Source organism: Paenisporosarcina cavernae, assembly GCF_003595195.1.
Lineage (GTDB): Bacteria > Bacillota > Bacilli > Bacillales_A > Planococcaceae > Paenisporosarcina > Paenisporosarcina cavernae.
Genome location: NZ_CP032418.1, coordinates 427673 through 442522, shown reverse-complemented (window position 1 = coordinate 442522; position 14850 = coordinate 427673). Strand labels below are relative to the sequence as shown.

The 14850-nt window shown below is 40.5% G+C and carries 11 protein-coding genes and 1 pseudogene; 2 read left to right on the top strand and 10 right to left on the bottom strand.

From position 1 onward, the window contains the following. The first annotated feature begins 4 nt into the window (after positions 1 to 4). Complete coding sequence (locus D3873_RS02345; protein ID WP_119882509.1) at positions 5 to 1357, top strand: YjiH family protein; 1353 nt, start codon at positions 5 to 7, stop codon at positions 1355 to 1357. A 137-nt stretch (positions 1358 to 1494) separates the two neighbouring features. Next, positions 1495 to 2400 (top strand): annotated as a pseudogene (locus tag D3873_RS02340) (EamA family transporter). A 221-nt stretch (positions 2401 to 2621) separates the two neighbouring features. Here the strand turns inward: D3873_RS02340 and D3873_RS02335 are convergent. The 10 genes from D3873_RS02335 to D3873_RS02285 form a co-directional block, all read right to left on the bottom strand. Continuing rightward, positions 2622 to 3494 (bottom strand): IS3 family transposase, encoded by an 873-nt coding sequence (locus D3873_RS02335; protein WP_162920106.1) that lies wholly within the window; start codon positions 3492 to 3494, stop codon positions 2622 to 2624. Further along, positions 3491 to 3781 carry a hypothetical protein gene (locus D3873_RS02330; RefSeq protein ID WP_119882409.1) on the bottom strand — a complete coding sequence of 97 codons (291 nt, stop codon included), beginning with the start codon at positions 3779 to 3781 and terminating at the stop codon, positions 3491 to 3493. Before D3873_RS02330 ends, D3873_RS02335 begins: the two co-directional genes overlap by 4 nt. A gap of 233 nt (positions 3782 to 4014) precedes the next feature. Then, positions 4015 to 4956: an L-threonine 3-dehydrogenase gene (locus D3873_RS02325; protein WP_119882507.1), complete on the bottom strand. Its 942-nt coding sequence runs from the start codon at positions 4954 to 4956 to the stop codon at positions 4015 to 4017. 200 nt (positions 4957 to 5156) lie between these two features. Continuing rightward, entirely contained in the window at positions 5157 to 6347 is a 1191-nt protein-coding gene (locus tag D3873_RS02320; protein ID WP_119882506.1) for a glycine C-acetyltransferase, read from the bottom strand. A 631-nt stretch (positions 6348 to 6978) separates the two neighbouring features. Next, entirely contained in the window at positions 6979 to 9087 is a 2109-nt protein-coding gene (locus tag D3873_RS02310; RefSeq protein WP_119882504.1) for a M6 family metallopeptidase, read from the bottom strand. Positions 9088 to 9198: 111 nt separating this feature from the next. Further along, positions 9199 to 10266: a hypothetical protein gene (locus tag D3873_RS02305; protein WP_119882503.1), complete on the bottom strand. Its 1068-nt coding sequence runs from the start codon at positions 10264 to 10266 to the stop codon at positions 9199 to 9201. Positions 10267 to 10443: 177 nt separating this feature from the next. Continuing rightward, positions 10444 to 10935 carry a Cys-tRNA(Pro) deacylase gene (ybaK, locus tag D3873_RS02300; protein ID WP_119882502.1) on the bottom strand — a complete coding sequence of 164 codons (492 nt, stop codon included), beginning with the start codon at positions 10933 to 10935 and terminating at the stop codon, positions 10444 to 10446. Between the two features lie 16 nt (positions 10936 to 10951). Beyond that, positions 10952 to 11572 (bottom strand): putative metalloprotease CJM1_0395 family protein, encoded by a 621-nt coding sequence (locus tag D3873_RS02295; protein WP_162920116.1) that lies wholly within the window; start codon positions 11570 to 11572, stop codon positions 10952 to 10954. A gap of 100 nt (positions 11573 to 11672) precedes the next feature. Next, positions 11673 to 13844: a DNA topoisomerase III gene (locus D3873_RS02290; protein ID WP_119882500.1), complete on the bottom strand. Its 2172-nt coding sequence runs from the start codon at positions 13842 to 13844 to the stop codon at positions 11673 to 11675. A 106-nt stretch (positions 13845 to 13950) separates the two neighbouring features. Continuing rightward, positions 13951 to 14733: a sulfite exporter TauE/SafE family protein gene (locus tag D3873_RS02285; protein ID WP_119882499.1), complete on the bottom strand. Its 783-nt coding sequence runs from the start codon at positions 14731 to 14733 to the stop codon at positions 13951 to 13953. Positions 14734 to 14850 lie beyond the last annotated feature (117 nt).

Genomic DNA, 14850 nt, shown 5'->3' with positions numbered 1-14850 from the left:
TATGTTGAAGAAATTTTCACTGTCATCTTGGTTACTCTTTTTAATTCCTTCTATTATCGGTATTTTCTTGTTTATGATTCCGGTAGCTACAGAAGATGGAACGAAAATTCCAGTCGCGATTTTAGCAAACAAAGTCGCGGTACTTGTTGAGCCCTTTATCATTTGGGTAGTAGCGATTACATTAACAGTGGGAGCAATTGGATCGATTCTTTATTTTTTCAAGAAAGATGCAGATCCGCTAGAACAAACATTTGCGGAAAAGCTGTTCCAAGTTAATGCCTTTTGGACAATCACGCGAATCGTCGGGGCAATTTTTGCCTGGATGGTGGTATTTAACCGAGGAATCGAAGCTGTTTATAATGAATACACAGGCGGATTACTGCTATCACCGACTGGTTTATTAGCATTTTTATTCACGATTTTCTTATTTGCAGGTCTGTTTTTGCCATTATTACTTAACTTCGGATTACTGGAGTTTTTCGGAACGATGATGGTGAAAATTATGCGTCCACTCTTTAAGCTTCCAGGACGTTCTTCCATTGATGCATTAGCTTCTTGGATTGGCGATGGAACGATTGGTGTTTTATTAACAAACAAGCAATACGAAGAAGGTCATTACACGAAAAAAGAAGCAGCGATTATCGGGACGACATTCTCCGTTGTATCGATCACTTTTTCGATTGTGGTCATCGAAGAGCTGAATTTAGGCGAGTATTTCTTGCCATACTATGCGACAGTCGTTTTTGCAGGTGTTGTGTTGGCTTTTATCATGCCACGCATTTATCCACTTTCGAAAAAAGAAGATGTCTATATTGATCAACGTCCTTTAGATACACAGGGCGAAGAGTTGCCAGAGGGCTATAATGTGGTGACACACGGTGCCGAAAATGCGCTGATTCAAGCAAATAAAAATCGGTCCGTTTCTAAATTCATCAAAGATGGTTTGAAAAACGTACTCGATATGTGGATTGGTGTTGCGCCAGTTGTTATGGCGTTTGGTACAATCGCGCTAATCTTAGCTGAATATACCCCGCTTTTCACGTGGTTAGGAAAACCGTTTGAACCATTTTTAATGGTGCTCGGCATTCCTGAAGCAGCAGAAGCTGCACAAACCATGGTGATTGGATTTGCTGATATGTTCTTACCAGCAATTGTTGGTGGCGGAATTGAGTCTGAAATGACACGCTTTGTCATTGCTGCAGTTTCCGTTACTCAATTGATCTACATGTCCGAAGTTGGGGGATTGCTATTAGGTTCGAAAATCCCTGTTGGAATGAAGGACTTAATTATTATTTTCTTACTCCGCACAATTATTTCATTGCCAATCATTGCAGGAATTGCGCATTTACTTTTTTAATAATTACAGTGTTATCGCCCGTTTCCAGAAAACTCGAATCGGGTTTTTCATTTGGGAAAAGATTGGAATTCTCCGCTTCTAGTCGTGATTTTTTTGATAGAATAGAAACAAATTAGTGGAGAAAGGTGTAGTCGATGATGTGGAGAAAAAAAGGGCTGTACCTCGTCTTGTTAGGCGCAACTTTTTGGGGTTTAGGCGGAACAGTTGCGAAAAAATTATTTGATGAAACGCATATTGACGTTGCATGGCTAGTCGTTATTCGTTTGATCGTTGCTGGGTTCGCACTGCTAGGCATACAATTTTTTCGAAAAGGGAAAAATTCCATTTTCTCCATTTGGAAAACACCGCAAACTGCTCGCACACTAATTGTTTACGGGATTTTTGGAATGCTTGCGGTGCAATATACATAAATGATTGCGATTGAAGTCGGAAATGCGGCAATTGCTACTTTATTACAGTATATGGCACCTGTCATGATTATTTTATATAGTTTATTTCGAAAAGAAGCAACGTTTTCCAAAAAGGATGGCATCACCGTTTCCCTAGCCTTAACAGGATGCTTTTTTCTCGTGACAAATGGTTCCATTCAAACACTCTCAGTGCCAGTGCTTGCCGTTGTGTGGGGGTTGCTGTCCGCTGTCGCCCTCGCGTATTATACATTAGCTGCTGTACCGCTTCTCAAATATTACGATTCATTAGTAGTAGTAGGTTGGTCAATGATTATTGGTGGGGTCGTGCTTAGTTTATATAAGCAACCTTGGGACGTCCAGTGGTCAAGTTTCACCTTTGAAAGTTGGATGTATCTTGCTTTCGTCATTGTTTTTGGAACGCTTTTATCCTTTTGGTTTTTTATCGAAAGCCTCCAAACGTTGACACCAAAAGAATCGACACTAATTGGAATGATTGAACCTTTAGCGGCAGTTCTTTCCACTGTCTTCTGGTTACACGAACCGTTTGGCACATTCCAGTGGCTCGGAACGCTTTTCATTCTCCTCATGATTGTGTTAATGGCTTTGATGCGCGATTCGAATCGAAAAGTGTAAGAGGATAATGGAGATAGTTCCCTTTTGTTTTGGCAACTTTACGTTGATTCGTATAAATATATTAAAAGCGAGAAATCAAGGCTCGAAAGTTGTGAACAAAGAACTATGACGTGTGCGATAAAGGAGTAGAAGTGAGCGATTCGCGAGAATGACCTACTACCTGTCAAGTAGACAAGTAGTCCGCTCAAATTCCGCTCATTTCCGCCCTAGGCATTTTCTACTTAAGAAGCCATTTCTAGTAAAAGCTCTTTAGGAGTCTTCTTTGATTTTAATTGCGGTCGAACATTGTTATAATAAGAGATGTAATTTTCAACTGCCTTTATCATTTCTTCATCTGTTTTAGGGATTATAAAACATGGCATTTCTACTTTAAGCTTCCCAAAAAAGCTTTCGATGCATGCATTATCCCAACAGTTTCCTCTACGCGACATAGAGGGAGTTATGGAGTTTTGGTAAAGGTAATTTAAATATCTTGCACTAGTAAATTGCGATCCCTGATCACTATGTAGAATCGCATTCTTTTCCATAAGACCTTTCTCCAACAATTGATCAACTGCTTGTAAAACCATCGATGTCGTCATCGTATCGCTGATCGAGTAGGCGACTACCTCTCCATGGCACAAATCTTTAATGGCACATAGATATAAAAAATGTCTATAAGGTCTCTCGACCTCTAGATAAGTAATGTCAATACATAGTTTAATTCCTGGACGTTTAGCTTTAAAGTTACGGTTTAAAAGATTTCCGATTATCGCGTGTGGTTTTGATTTTTGTTTCCAATTATGACTTGTTTTTAATGGCATATGATAATCTCTTCGCATTCTCGCAATTCGCTTTACACTGACCTTAATTCCAGCCTTTTCTAATTCATTTTTCATTCGTTCATTCCCTAATGTACCTGCATGAGTATTGTAGATACTCAACATCTTGTTAAGAAGTGTTTTATCCTTTTCTGCTTTTCTTTCTTTATGGGAATTTTTCATCCACTTGTAATAACCGGATCGGGAGATCCCGACCATTAAACAAAGCTCTACAATGGACAAGAAACCTTTATAGTTCGTTACATACAAGCACTTTTCTTCGTAATATTTCACCTCCCCACTGAATCCATTCTCTTTTTTAAAACTGCTATCTCTCTTTTCAATTTCTCAATTTCAAGTACATATAATTTCTCTCGCTGTGTTTTTGGTTTTTTTCCTTGTTTACCGTGTAATACTTCAAAGCTTCCCGCTGTACGAACTAATTCAGCCCAATCCTGAACTCTTCTTCTGTTACTTATTTCTAACTCGACTGCAACACTTTGAGCAGACTCACCAGATAAATACCGCTCCACTGCAATCTTTTTTGTCGTAAAATCATATCGTTTGTAATTTGTAGACATCACTTTCACCGCTCCTATGCTTATAATATAGTTAAAGAATAACAGTTGAGCGGAATTAAACTGTCTACTTTAGGTTCATAGTACAGAAGAAGTATGCGATTCTCGAGAAGAATTTGCGATTATTTTTGAACCGGGACGATTGTTCCCCTATGTAGGAAGATTCTTGATTGGAAACACCGATCTAAAGAAAAAGACTAGCTTCCTGGAGATTTCCAGGAAAAGCTAGTCTTCTTTTATTTTTGCTTTAACTTTTCTAACATATCACGCGTCATTGCGTCTAAATCATATTTGTACGTAAAGCCCCACTCTTCTTTTGCAGCAGTTGCATCGATGGAATCTGGCCAGCTATTGGCAATCTTTTGACGTACTGGATCTACGTCATAATCCATCGTAAACGTTGGAATTTCTTTGCGAATACTCGCCGCAATTTGTTCAGGTTCAAAGCTCATGGCAGTCACGTTAAAGGCATTTCGATGTTTAAATTTTGCGGGATCTGCTTCCATTAAATCAACGATTGCTTGAAGTGCATCCGGCATATACATCATATCCATGTATGTTCGTTCTGCAATATACGACGTATATGAACCTTTTTCTAACGCTTTATAATAAATATCGACGGCGTAATCTGTCGTGCCACCACCAGGCGGAGTCACATACGAAATAAGTCCTGGGAAGCGAACGCCACGTGTATCTACTCCAAAACGGTCGAAGTAATAATCACATAATAACTCGCCAGACACTTTGTTGACACCGTACATTGTCGTTGGGCGTTGCAACGTGTCTTGCGGTGTATTTTTTTTCGGTGTCGATGGACCAAACGCTCCAATCGAGCTTGGCGTGAAATACTGCATATTTAATTCCCGAGAAGCTTCTAAGGAATTAAGCAATCCACCCATATTCAAATTCCACGCAAGTTGAGGTTTCGCTTCAGCAGTAGCCGATAACAAAGCCGCCATATGCATCATCGTATCTGCACCAAAACGTTTGGCACTATCAAACATTTTTTCAGCATCCATGACATCTAAAACTTCAAAAGGTCCACCTTGTACAACAGGTGAATCTGTTTGGCGAATATCGGTTGCCAAGACATTTTCTGCACCGTATGTTTCTCTCAATTTAACAATTAACTCAGATCCAATTTGACCGAGTGCACCAGTTACAATAATCTTTTTCAAAAGAGTTTCCTCCCAATTAATTATTCCCCTCGTCATTATACGGGGAGAATAGCGTTAACACAACATCGGACAAATAAGATGTCCATGTGTCAGATTATCCGGCCAAAATCGCACCTATGAACAGAAACGGTATACCGCACTTTATTGCGATGAAAAAACACGCACAACAAGAGAATAACCTTGTCATGCGTGTGATGAAATTACGATATAACGCCAAGCTCCTTGCCGACTTTTTCATACGTCGCAATGGCTTCGTCTAACATTTCTTTCGTATGAGCAGCTGTAGGCATGTTACGAACACGCCCCGTTCCTTTAGGAACTGTCGGGAACACGATCGATTTTGCATACACGCCTTCTTCAAACAACCGCTTCGAGAATGTTTGCGTGAGCTTTTCATCCCCTATAATACATGGAGTTATAGGCGTTTCAGATGCGCCAATATCGAACCCTAGCTTTTTTAAGCCAGCTTTCAAATAGTCACCGTTCTCCCAAAGCTTGTCATGCAGCTCTGTAGAATCAATCAGCATTTGAATGGCTGCAGTAATTGCCGCAACGTCTCCTGGTGGCAATGCCGTCGAGAATAAAAACGGACGTGAGCGAACTTTCAGCCAGTCAATCAGCTTTTGCTTGCCGGCAACATATCCACCAACTACTCCGATTGCTTTTGACAAAGTTCCGATTTGGAAATCGATTTCTTTTTCTAAACCGAAGTGCTTAACCGTCCCTTTACCTTTACCTGTAACACCAGATCCGTGGGCATCATCCACATACGTAATTAAGTCAAATTCTTTTGCAATTTCCACGATTTCAGGAAGCTTCGCAATATCCCCATCCATCGAAAACACGCCATCTGTGATGACCATAATCTTGTTATATTGACCGGACTCCTTCGCTTCTTTCGCTTTCTTGCGCAAGTCCTCCATGTCTGAATGAAGGAAAGGAATAATCTTTGCCTTCGACAAACGGCATCCGTCAATAATAGACGCATGATTTAATTGATCCGACAAAATCGCATCATTTTTATCCATCACAGCCGAAATAGCCGCCATATTACAATTAAAACCAGATTGATACGAAATAGCAGCTTCAGTTCCTTTGAACTCCGCAAGTTTTTCTTCAAGCTTGACGTGTAAATCTAGCGTTCCATTAATGGTACGAACTGCACCAGCGCCAACGCCATAACGTTCAATCGTCGTTTGCGCAATTTTTTTCAGCTCATCATTCGTTGCTAAACCAAGATAATTATTAGACGATAAATTGATAAGCGACTGCCCATTCACTTGAATGATTGGACCATTCGCCCCTTGAACAGGATCGATTTCATTATAAAGACCTTGTTCTTTTAGTTCTGTTAAATTTTGATCGAGAAATTGATCGAGAATTGCTGCCATCGGTCTCTTCCTTTCTGCATTCGATGTTTCTATCTTATCATAGCCAAAAGTAGAAGACACATGTGAAGGAAGCGGAAGGTTATTGGGAAAGTTTCGCGCGGACATTAGGACACTTTCCGACGACATTGGGACACTTTGCCGCGACATTGAGACAGTTCCGTCAAACATTGGGACACTTTCGTGAAACATTGGGACACTTTGCCGCGATATTGGGACACTTTTGTGAAACATTGGGACACTTAGCCGGGACATTAGGACACTTTCCGACGACATTGGGACACTTTCGTGAAACATTGGGACACTTTCCGACGACATTAGGACACTTTCCGACGATATTGGGACACTTTTGTGAAACATTGGGACACTTAGCTCCTGAATCCGGATTCTTTCTATTTATTGAAGTTCTTTTTTCTAAAAGGTAGATTTTCGGCTAGCCGAAAATCATCTGCTTGGTGAGATCAATAAACTCGGCGTTGGCATTAGGACAGTTTCCACGGACATTGAGACACTTTCGTCAAACATTGGGACACTTTGCGCGGACTTTGGGACACTTCTCTACCCCACACCCGACTCCCACATTTTTGTCCAATAAAAATAGGAGCCATCTCTGGCCCCCATTTTCTCCCACTTATTACTTTTTACCTTTTGCTTTACCACCGTTGTCTTTTGTTACTAATTCATATGTGAAGTCAGCCGTTGTTTTTTGCCCTTCTTTCGCCGCATATGATGTAATCATTTTTAAGTTTCCTTTTTTCAACACTTGTTTCATTTTCAATACATCTTGTTCTGTTACGTTAAATGGATCAACATTGATCACTTTTTGGTTTCCATTAGCCATAGTGTGGATGAATGTCACGATGAAGTTGACATAGTCACCTTTCACTTGGCCTAATGATTTAAATGCATCTACTGACGAACCATCAGAAGAAAAATCTCCTAGTTGGATGTTTTTAATGTACCAACCAGCTTCTTCATATCCCCAGTCCGTTAAGTTACGGAATGAAACGAGCACGTCTTGACCAGCATATGCGGATAAATCGAATGATTCTGTTGACCAGTCATCATTTGTTCCAGTAAATCCAGGAACGTTTTCTTTAATAGTAGGATATCCTTCATCTACGACATCAGATCGAGTGTTTTCATTTTCAAGAGACGTCCATGTTTCTCCATTATCTGTAGAAACTTGGACCATTCCGAAATCCCATTGCTCTTCCATGTTGTAATAGTGATCAAATGTTAATGTTGCATTGTCTTCTGGAACTGTTGCACCGAAAATAAGTGCTTGGTCAGCTTCAGATCCTGCATTATTATGAAGAACTTGCTCACTGTCGTCAAATGGATTAGCTACAGTGTCCCATTGTAATGGTAAGAAATCGACTCCATCAAATTTAATGTTTTTCACATTTGTTCCAAGCTCGAATTCTTTAAAGTCTCCACCCCATGCAGGAACGCCTTCTTTTTCAAAAGTTAACGCTTTTTCGAAATCAACTGTTTTCCCACGAACGTCTCCATCTGCATTTACTGGAAGGTCACGTAAATCGACGTTATGGAAATCATAAATCGATCCTTCTTTACCATCATCTAATGCTAACGCAGCCATAAAGTTAGAGTATAGCTCTTGGAATGTTAATCCTGTATTGAACGCTTTTAATTGATGATCAATGGAAGTGACTCCTTGAGCATCTCCATCTTCTGCTAGAGCTTTAATGAAATCTTGCCCAAATTGCTCATACATATAAAGCGTGAACAAATAGGTTTGACCATAGTCTGCAATTGTTTCTGGACCAGTAGGTGGTGTAGTTACTCCCGCATGCTCATCCCAGTTTACTAACGAGTTTTCTGGGTGATCTAAATAGAAATTAATAGAAGAAGCATCCGAGCCATATCCTCCTAAAAATTCAGAAAAAGTAGAGAAGCCTTCATTAATAAATGACTCTTCAGCACCATCTTTATCCGCTTGAATTAAATGTTGTAATTCATGAATAGTCGTACCGAAGAACGTGTTTTCTAATCGAGTGTCCCATGAAGTAGTATCAATTGTTACGATGTTCCGATCGATATAATTTTCAAATGTTTGCCAGAAAAATCCTGCTACAAAGAATGGGTATGTTGGATCGTAGAAGTTATCATCAATAATGTTGTCTACTAACATGATTACTTTATCGGATCCTTCATAATAATCGTCCGGAAGTCCAACCATTCCAGGAAGTGGCGCATTAGAACCGTCTAGTGCATCTGGTGTTCCGAAGAAGTCCGTTACTTTTGGATAAATATTTGATTCAAATTCGTCTCTCAGTTTATCTACTTGTTCTTGCGTGACCACATGAGCAGGTCGTGGATCTCCATCCGGGAATGATAAATCATTTGCTACCCAAACTTCGACATTGTCCCCAACGCTTCTAAGTGTAAAGTCTTTAAATCCTAGTTCTTGGTCTAGGAACATTTTTGTTCCACCGTCGTACGTAAAATTGCTATCTGCAGATGCCTCTGCGGATGCTTCTGTTTCATCTGCAAGCCCAGGAGCTTGTTTCTTAATGATGCTATCTGCATCTTTTTGGAATTCTGGATCTTGTGAAAGATTGTGTAAATACTGATCAATCTCCATTCGATCACCATATTTTTCCGTATTGAAATTCGCATACTGGCTCGATGCTTCAACAGGTGCTACTGCTGCTGGTGCGAATAAAGATGCTGCAAGCGCTCCAGTAGAAAGCACTTTTAACCATGTTTTCTTTTTCATAATAAATTCCCTCTCTTCCATAATTTTCAGAAATATTTCGACTCCCTAAGTGTAACATTTGTAAATTATCAGAAAAATACGATGATTGGTTCAATTTCGATAATGGTGTTTTTATAACATTTGGTACACTTTATTTTCTAAATCCGCCCATTTATAGGTATTTACACATGAGTCAAATGTCTCTTTTACCACCTTATCTTCTTCTACAAACATGCATAAATAATCGATAGCGCATTGAAGATAATCCTTGTACTGCTTTTTTATCGATTCCACTTTTTCTGTTTCTTCGGTTGTTAATTCGCAAAATTCTTGCACGGAGAATACTTCGTCTGCATCTCGTTCTGGTGCATACTCATGGGGTGCAGTGCTATCAAAAATCATCCAACTTAGTTCAGGTATATATACAAAGTCGATGCTGTCTCGATCAAGACCACACCATCCCCATTGGGTATCAAGTCCCACGCTTTCCGCATAGGTGGCAATCTTCTTCATCAAAGTAGATTTTCCGCTTCCTGGATACCCTTTTAAATAGATGCGTCTTTTGACACTTTTTGCAATTGAGGCATAGTTATCTTTTGCTCCGTCTGGCGTTATTGACCCTAAAAGCCGATGTGTCCGTTTCGCTTTTTTGGCTAATTGAATGGTCGAAAACACATCATTTCTTAGTTTTTCGACCGCTTCATCGACTTTGGACCACTTCATGTGTGTCACATATGGGACTTCCCACTCATCATGTAACGCCTTCACTTTCGCTATTTCATCCTGGAATTTTTTCATCCACTGATCTCGATGCATGCTTTTTTCACGAATGAAGGGTCCCGCATTTTTCAATTTCGTCGCATCATACGCCTCGTAAAAAGAAAGAATATGATGCGTAGACCCAACAAATTGGGGCTCAATCGAAATAGGATACGATGCTTGGACAAATAATTTTTTACAACCTCTTATAAAGACCGCCTCTAACGCTCCCTCGACATACGGATCTAAAAACCATTCAATGTCATACCCTCGCTTCACATAAAAAAAGCCGATCTGGCGAAAAAGTTCCGATAGCAAAAGTGTCGGTGGGGACTTGATAAAGTACACACTTGAAGCCTCTTCAATTAACTCGTGATAAATGGAACGTAATCCTTGTCCCGTATGTGTTCTTCCGTATTGATACGTGATTGTTCCTGTCATCGTCTCGCTTCCTTTCCATCAACATCTAACCTACTGTATGACGGAGCGAATCAAATCATTCAACACTTTCTCATGCACCACCCTCTATCTCACACGAAAACCTGATGGTCATAACGCGACGAGCTATAATGCGTGCTCTACATTTACGCATCAAAAAAAACCTGCCAATCGGCAGGTTTACGAGTGTGTTAATGAATGAACACGAGCATTACTCGATGTTAAAAAATCCTCTACGGTTAGTTTTAATTGGAGACCTATTTTCCCAGCACTAACGACTAAAAAATCTAACTCTTTCACTTTCTCATCCACAAAGGTTGGAAACAGCTTTTTCATCGCATAGGGAGAACATCCACCACGTTCGTATCCTGTGATTTTGACAAGTTCCTTCACAGGAAGCAACTCCACTTTTTTCTCATCAGCTGCTTGTGCAGCTTTTTTCAGATCTAATTCATCTGCCACCGGTAGTAAATAAACAAAATATGCCCCTTTGCCATTCATCGCGACAAGCGTCTTAAAGACATTAGCTGGTGGAATCCCAATCTTTTGTGCGACTGACACACCATCTATTTTGCCGTCTTCCTTTGAGTACGTTGTCAACTCGTAAGGGATATTCTCTTGATCTAATAACCGAACAGCGTTTGTCTTTGCTGGCTTTTCCTTCTTGCTCACGATTAAAACAACCTTCCTAGGCAATTCGGTAAAAACTTGGTTCTTTCACTTGGAAACCAGCTTGTTTTAATTGCACTTGGTAATCGTAACTTTGTCTCGCTTTTTCAAACAATCGCATTCTTGCAAGCTGCTCCCTCTGACTATTTGCATCCTTATTATCTTGGAAGTCCACTAACGAGGAACGATTTGTCACACTTGCCCGAAGTTGTTCTTGGGTGAAACTTTCCTCTTTAATACGACTATTCGCTAATTCATGTAACGACAGTTGCGCACGGACTTGAGAAATTCGGTTCGACGCTGTCGCAGCCACTCTTAAATCTTGATCGGAAGGCTCTACCGATGCTAAAGCCGCTTCTTTCACTTGCTCCAGTAAATCAATGGTTTCTTCTAAATTATTCCCAGCGATGGCGTGAACAGGCGTTGTACCAAACTTTAACGTATGGGGCTGCTGTTCTTGTTCTTTTTTTCCAAGCAACAAATCTTCTAAATCCTGCAAACTTGGTTTTTTTGTTTGAAAAAGTTCTGCTTGCTTTTTATACGAATTCGTCGCGTCTTTCCGCTGAATAAGTCGTTTCCGAAATTCCTGTTGAACAGAACGATCTTGCACAGATTGCTCTGCAGCCAAACGCATCGACATCACCATCACCCCCGCTCGAAATATTGAAGGTAGTATACCATTATTTTCTGAAAATACATACGATTAAAAGACCTTTATTTGCAACAGTTATTTCTAGTTCTTACGACTCATTTTGACCAAGCATTTTTTTCAACGCTTCGGCCATCGCTGTATTTTGTGGTTCTTCTTGCTTCTTTAAATATTTTTGTACATCTTTCTTTCCTGCCTTGGACGAACCAGATTGGTTTTTCCGTTTTTCAAATACCGATAATTTCTCTCGATGTCCACACGAACATGTGAAAATTCTTCCGTCTCCTTCGCCCCGAAGTTCCATCCGTTTATGACAAACGGTACATCTGGCATTCGTCTGCATCGCAATATTCTTTTTATACCCACACGAACGGTCTTGGCAAACCAACATCTTCCCACGTTTTCCATTCACTTCAAGTAATGCCTTGCCGCACTCTGGACACGTTTTTCCAGTTACATTATCATGCTTAAACTTTGCATCACTCGACTTAATTTCTCGGACAATCTCTTGCGTAAAACCGACCATTGGCTTCATAAACGTCTCTTTGCTTAATTTCCCATTCGCAATTTGACTAAGTTTTAACTCCCATTCTCCAGTTAACGCTGGAGAGGTCAGTGCCTCAGGAACAAGTGACAATAACTGACGCCCTTTAGATGTCGTAAAAATATCTTGTCCTTTTTTCTCCACGACAAAACTAGAAAATAATTTCTCAATGATATCCGCTCGCGTCGCAACTGTTCCCAAACCACCAGACTCCACCGCTTGTTGGATCAGTTCAGGGTTCTCCCCTTTCATGAACGCGGCAGGATTTTCCATCGCAGCAAGTAACGTCCCTTCGTTAAAACGAGCTGGCGGCTTCGTTTCACCACTCGTCTTCCGAACATGGGACACGTCCATTACTTGTCCTTTTGTTGCTTTTGGCAATGAAGTGCGGAGTTCTTCATCCGCCTTTCCTAGCGCAGCTTTCCACCCAATTTCTCGAATGCTTTTCCCTTTTGTTTGAAACGTCTCTTTACCTACAGTCAGTGTCAGTTGTGTTTCATCGTAAACATACGGCGCCATTAACACTGCAAGGAAACGTCGAACAATGAGATCATATAACTTTCTTTCCTTATCGGACAGTTCACTCCACCTTGCCGCTTCTTCCGTTGGAATGATGGCATGATGATCACTCACCTTCGCATCGTCAATGACCCCTTTTTGCACATTCAACGTTTCTGCGCGAAGAAGTGGAGTTGTTAACGTCCGGTAGTCGGACAAATCCACCGCTTTTACGCGTTCTATCAACGTCGACTTCATATCACTCGACAAGTGCTTCGAATCCGTACGTGGATACGTCACGATTTTATGTCGTTCGTATAAGCCTTGGAGTGCCGAAAGTGTCTCCTTGGCTGACCACCCGAAGCGTCGATGTCCTTCTTTTTGAAGTTCTGTTAAATCAAAAAGAGGAGGCGCCAGTTGTTTCTTTTCTTTTGTTTGGACCGATGTGACCGTAGCTGTTTGAATCGCTTGCACATGGTGAAAAACGTCGTCCACTTTCTTTTCATCAAACACCGACTTCTGGTTATCGTGTGACACCCAAGTATATGTCGTTCCTTCGATGGAAGCTTCTAAACCATAATAGGTTTTTGGATTAAACGCTTGAATTTGACGTTCCCGTTCCGCGATCATAAATAGTGTTGGAGTTTGCACGCGACCGGCGGATAATTGCGCATTGTATTTAACCGTTAACGCTCTTGTCGCATTTATCCCAACAATCCAATCCGCTTCTGCTCGCGCTACTGCTGACTGAAACAAATTCTCGTATGCCTTTCCTGGCTTTAACTGGCGAAAGCCTTGTTGTATCGCTTTATCTGTTACAGAAGAAATCCATAATCGTTTCACTGGCTTTTTCACATTCGTCTTTTCTAAGATCCATCGTGCGACAAGTTCTCCTTCACGACCAGCATCTGTCGCAATAATAATTTCATTCACGTCATTTCGATGTAACAAGGTTTTTACTGCTTGGAACTGCTTCATCGTTTGTTTAATTGGTACTAATTTGAAAGGATTTGGCAAAATCGGAAGTGTATCTAAGTTCCATTCTTTGTATTCTTGTTTGTATCCTTCCGGATCTGCATGTGTCACTAAATGTCCAAGCGCCCACGTGACAATATATTGAGGTCCCTCTAGAAACCCGTTTCCTTTTTTTGTACACCCTAATACTCGTGCGATATCTCTCGCCACGGATGGCTTTTCTGCTAATACAACTGATTTAGACATAACAAAACTCCTAACCTATAAGTCCTTCTATTATATACTCTGAGGCGAAACTCTGCAGAGTGTGCAAATAGATAAGCAAATAGGAATAGGAGTTTTCAAAGAAAAATTATAAAATATCCATCCAAATTTTTATCGCAGTAGCTAAAATAAGAACCGCAAGAATTCCTTGGAGTACTTTTGTGTTCATTTTATTACCAAATTTCGCACCAAGAGGAGCTGCAATTAGACTCGCAATAATCATAATGATGGCTGGAGCAAACTCCACTTGACCCGTCACGATTTTGCCAAATGCACTTCCAATAGAAGAAATAAAAGTGATGGCTAAACTCGTCGCAATCGTAATACGAGTTGGTATTTTCAAAATGACAAGCAATATTGGAACAAGAAGGAAGCCACCTGCCGCCCCAACGATACCAGAACCAATTCCAATAATGAATGCAAGAGACACAGCTAACACTTTGTTAAATTGAATCTCTTCACTTGGACGATCTTCCACCAATTTTTTTGGAATAAACATCATAACAGCAGCGATTAATGCAAGAATCCCATAAACAATGTTCACCATATCTTCAGACATCTGGCGCGAGCCAAAACTACCGATAAAGCTTCCGATTAAGATCGCTGTACCCATATAAATGATCAATTGCTTGTTTAAAAAACCGCCTTTTCGATAAGCAAGTACACCAGCAAGCGTCGCAAACAAAATTTCTACCGCACTTATACCTGATACTTGATGGGCACTAAATGCCGTTATTCCAAACAATGGCGGGATAAATAACAACATGGGATATTTTACAATCGCTCCACCGACACCAACCATTCCAGACAAAAATGATCCGACAAACCCGATACTAAATAAGACGATCACAAACATAATCGAAATCTCCATACAAGCACCTCAATTTCATTATACCCTTAGGGGTATTATATACTTGTCGAATCGAAAAATCCACTTCCTTCCCTTCACTTGTAAGAAATCACGAAAGCCTATCATTCTTTTTAGTTT

What these genes read in the sequence shown, in the direction of transcription:
- D3873_RS02285 (WP_119882499.1), bottom strand. Translation starts at nt 14,733, where the DNA reads ATGGAGATTTCGATTATGTTTGTGATCGTCTTATTTAGTATCGGGTTT.
- D3873_RS02305 (WP_119882503.1), bottom strand. Translation starts at nt 10,266, where the DNA reads ATGACAGGAACAATCACGTATCAATACGGAAGAACACATACGGGACAA.
- D3873_RS02330 (WP_119882409.1), bottom strand. Translation starts at nt 3,781, where the DNA reads ATGTCTACAAATTACAAACGATATGATTTTACGACAAAAAAGATTGCA.
- D3873_RS02290 (WP_119882500.1), bottom strand. Translation starts at nt 13,844, where the DNA reads ATGTCTAAATCAGTTGTATTAGCAGAAAAGCCATCCGTGGCGAGAGAT.
- D3873_RS02310 (WP_119882504.1), bottom strand. Translation starts at nt 9,087, where the DNA reads ATGAAAAAGAAAACATGGTTAAAAGTGCTTTCTACTGGAGCGCTTGCA.
- D3873_RS02320 (WP_119882506.1), bottom strand. Translation starts at nt 6,347, where the DNA reads ATGGCAGCAATTCTCGATCAATTTCTCGATCAAAATTTAACAGAACTA.
- D3873_RS02295 (WP_162920116.1), bottom strand. Translation starts at nt 11,572, where the DNA reads ATGTCGATGCGTTTGGCTGCAGAGCAATCTGTGCAAGATCGTTCTGTT.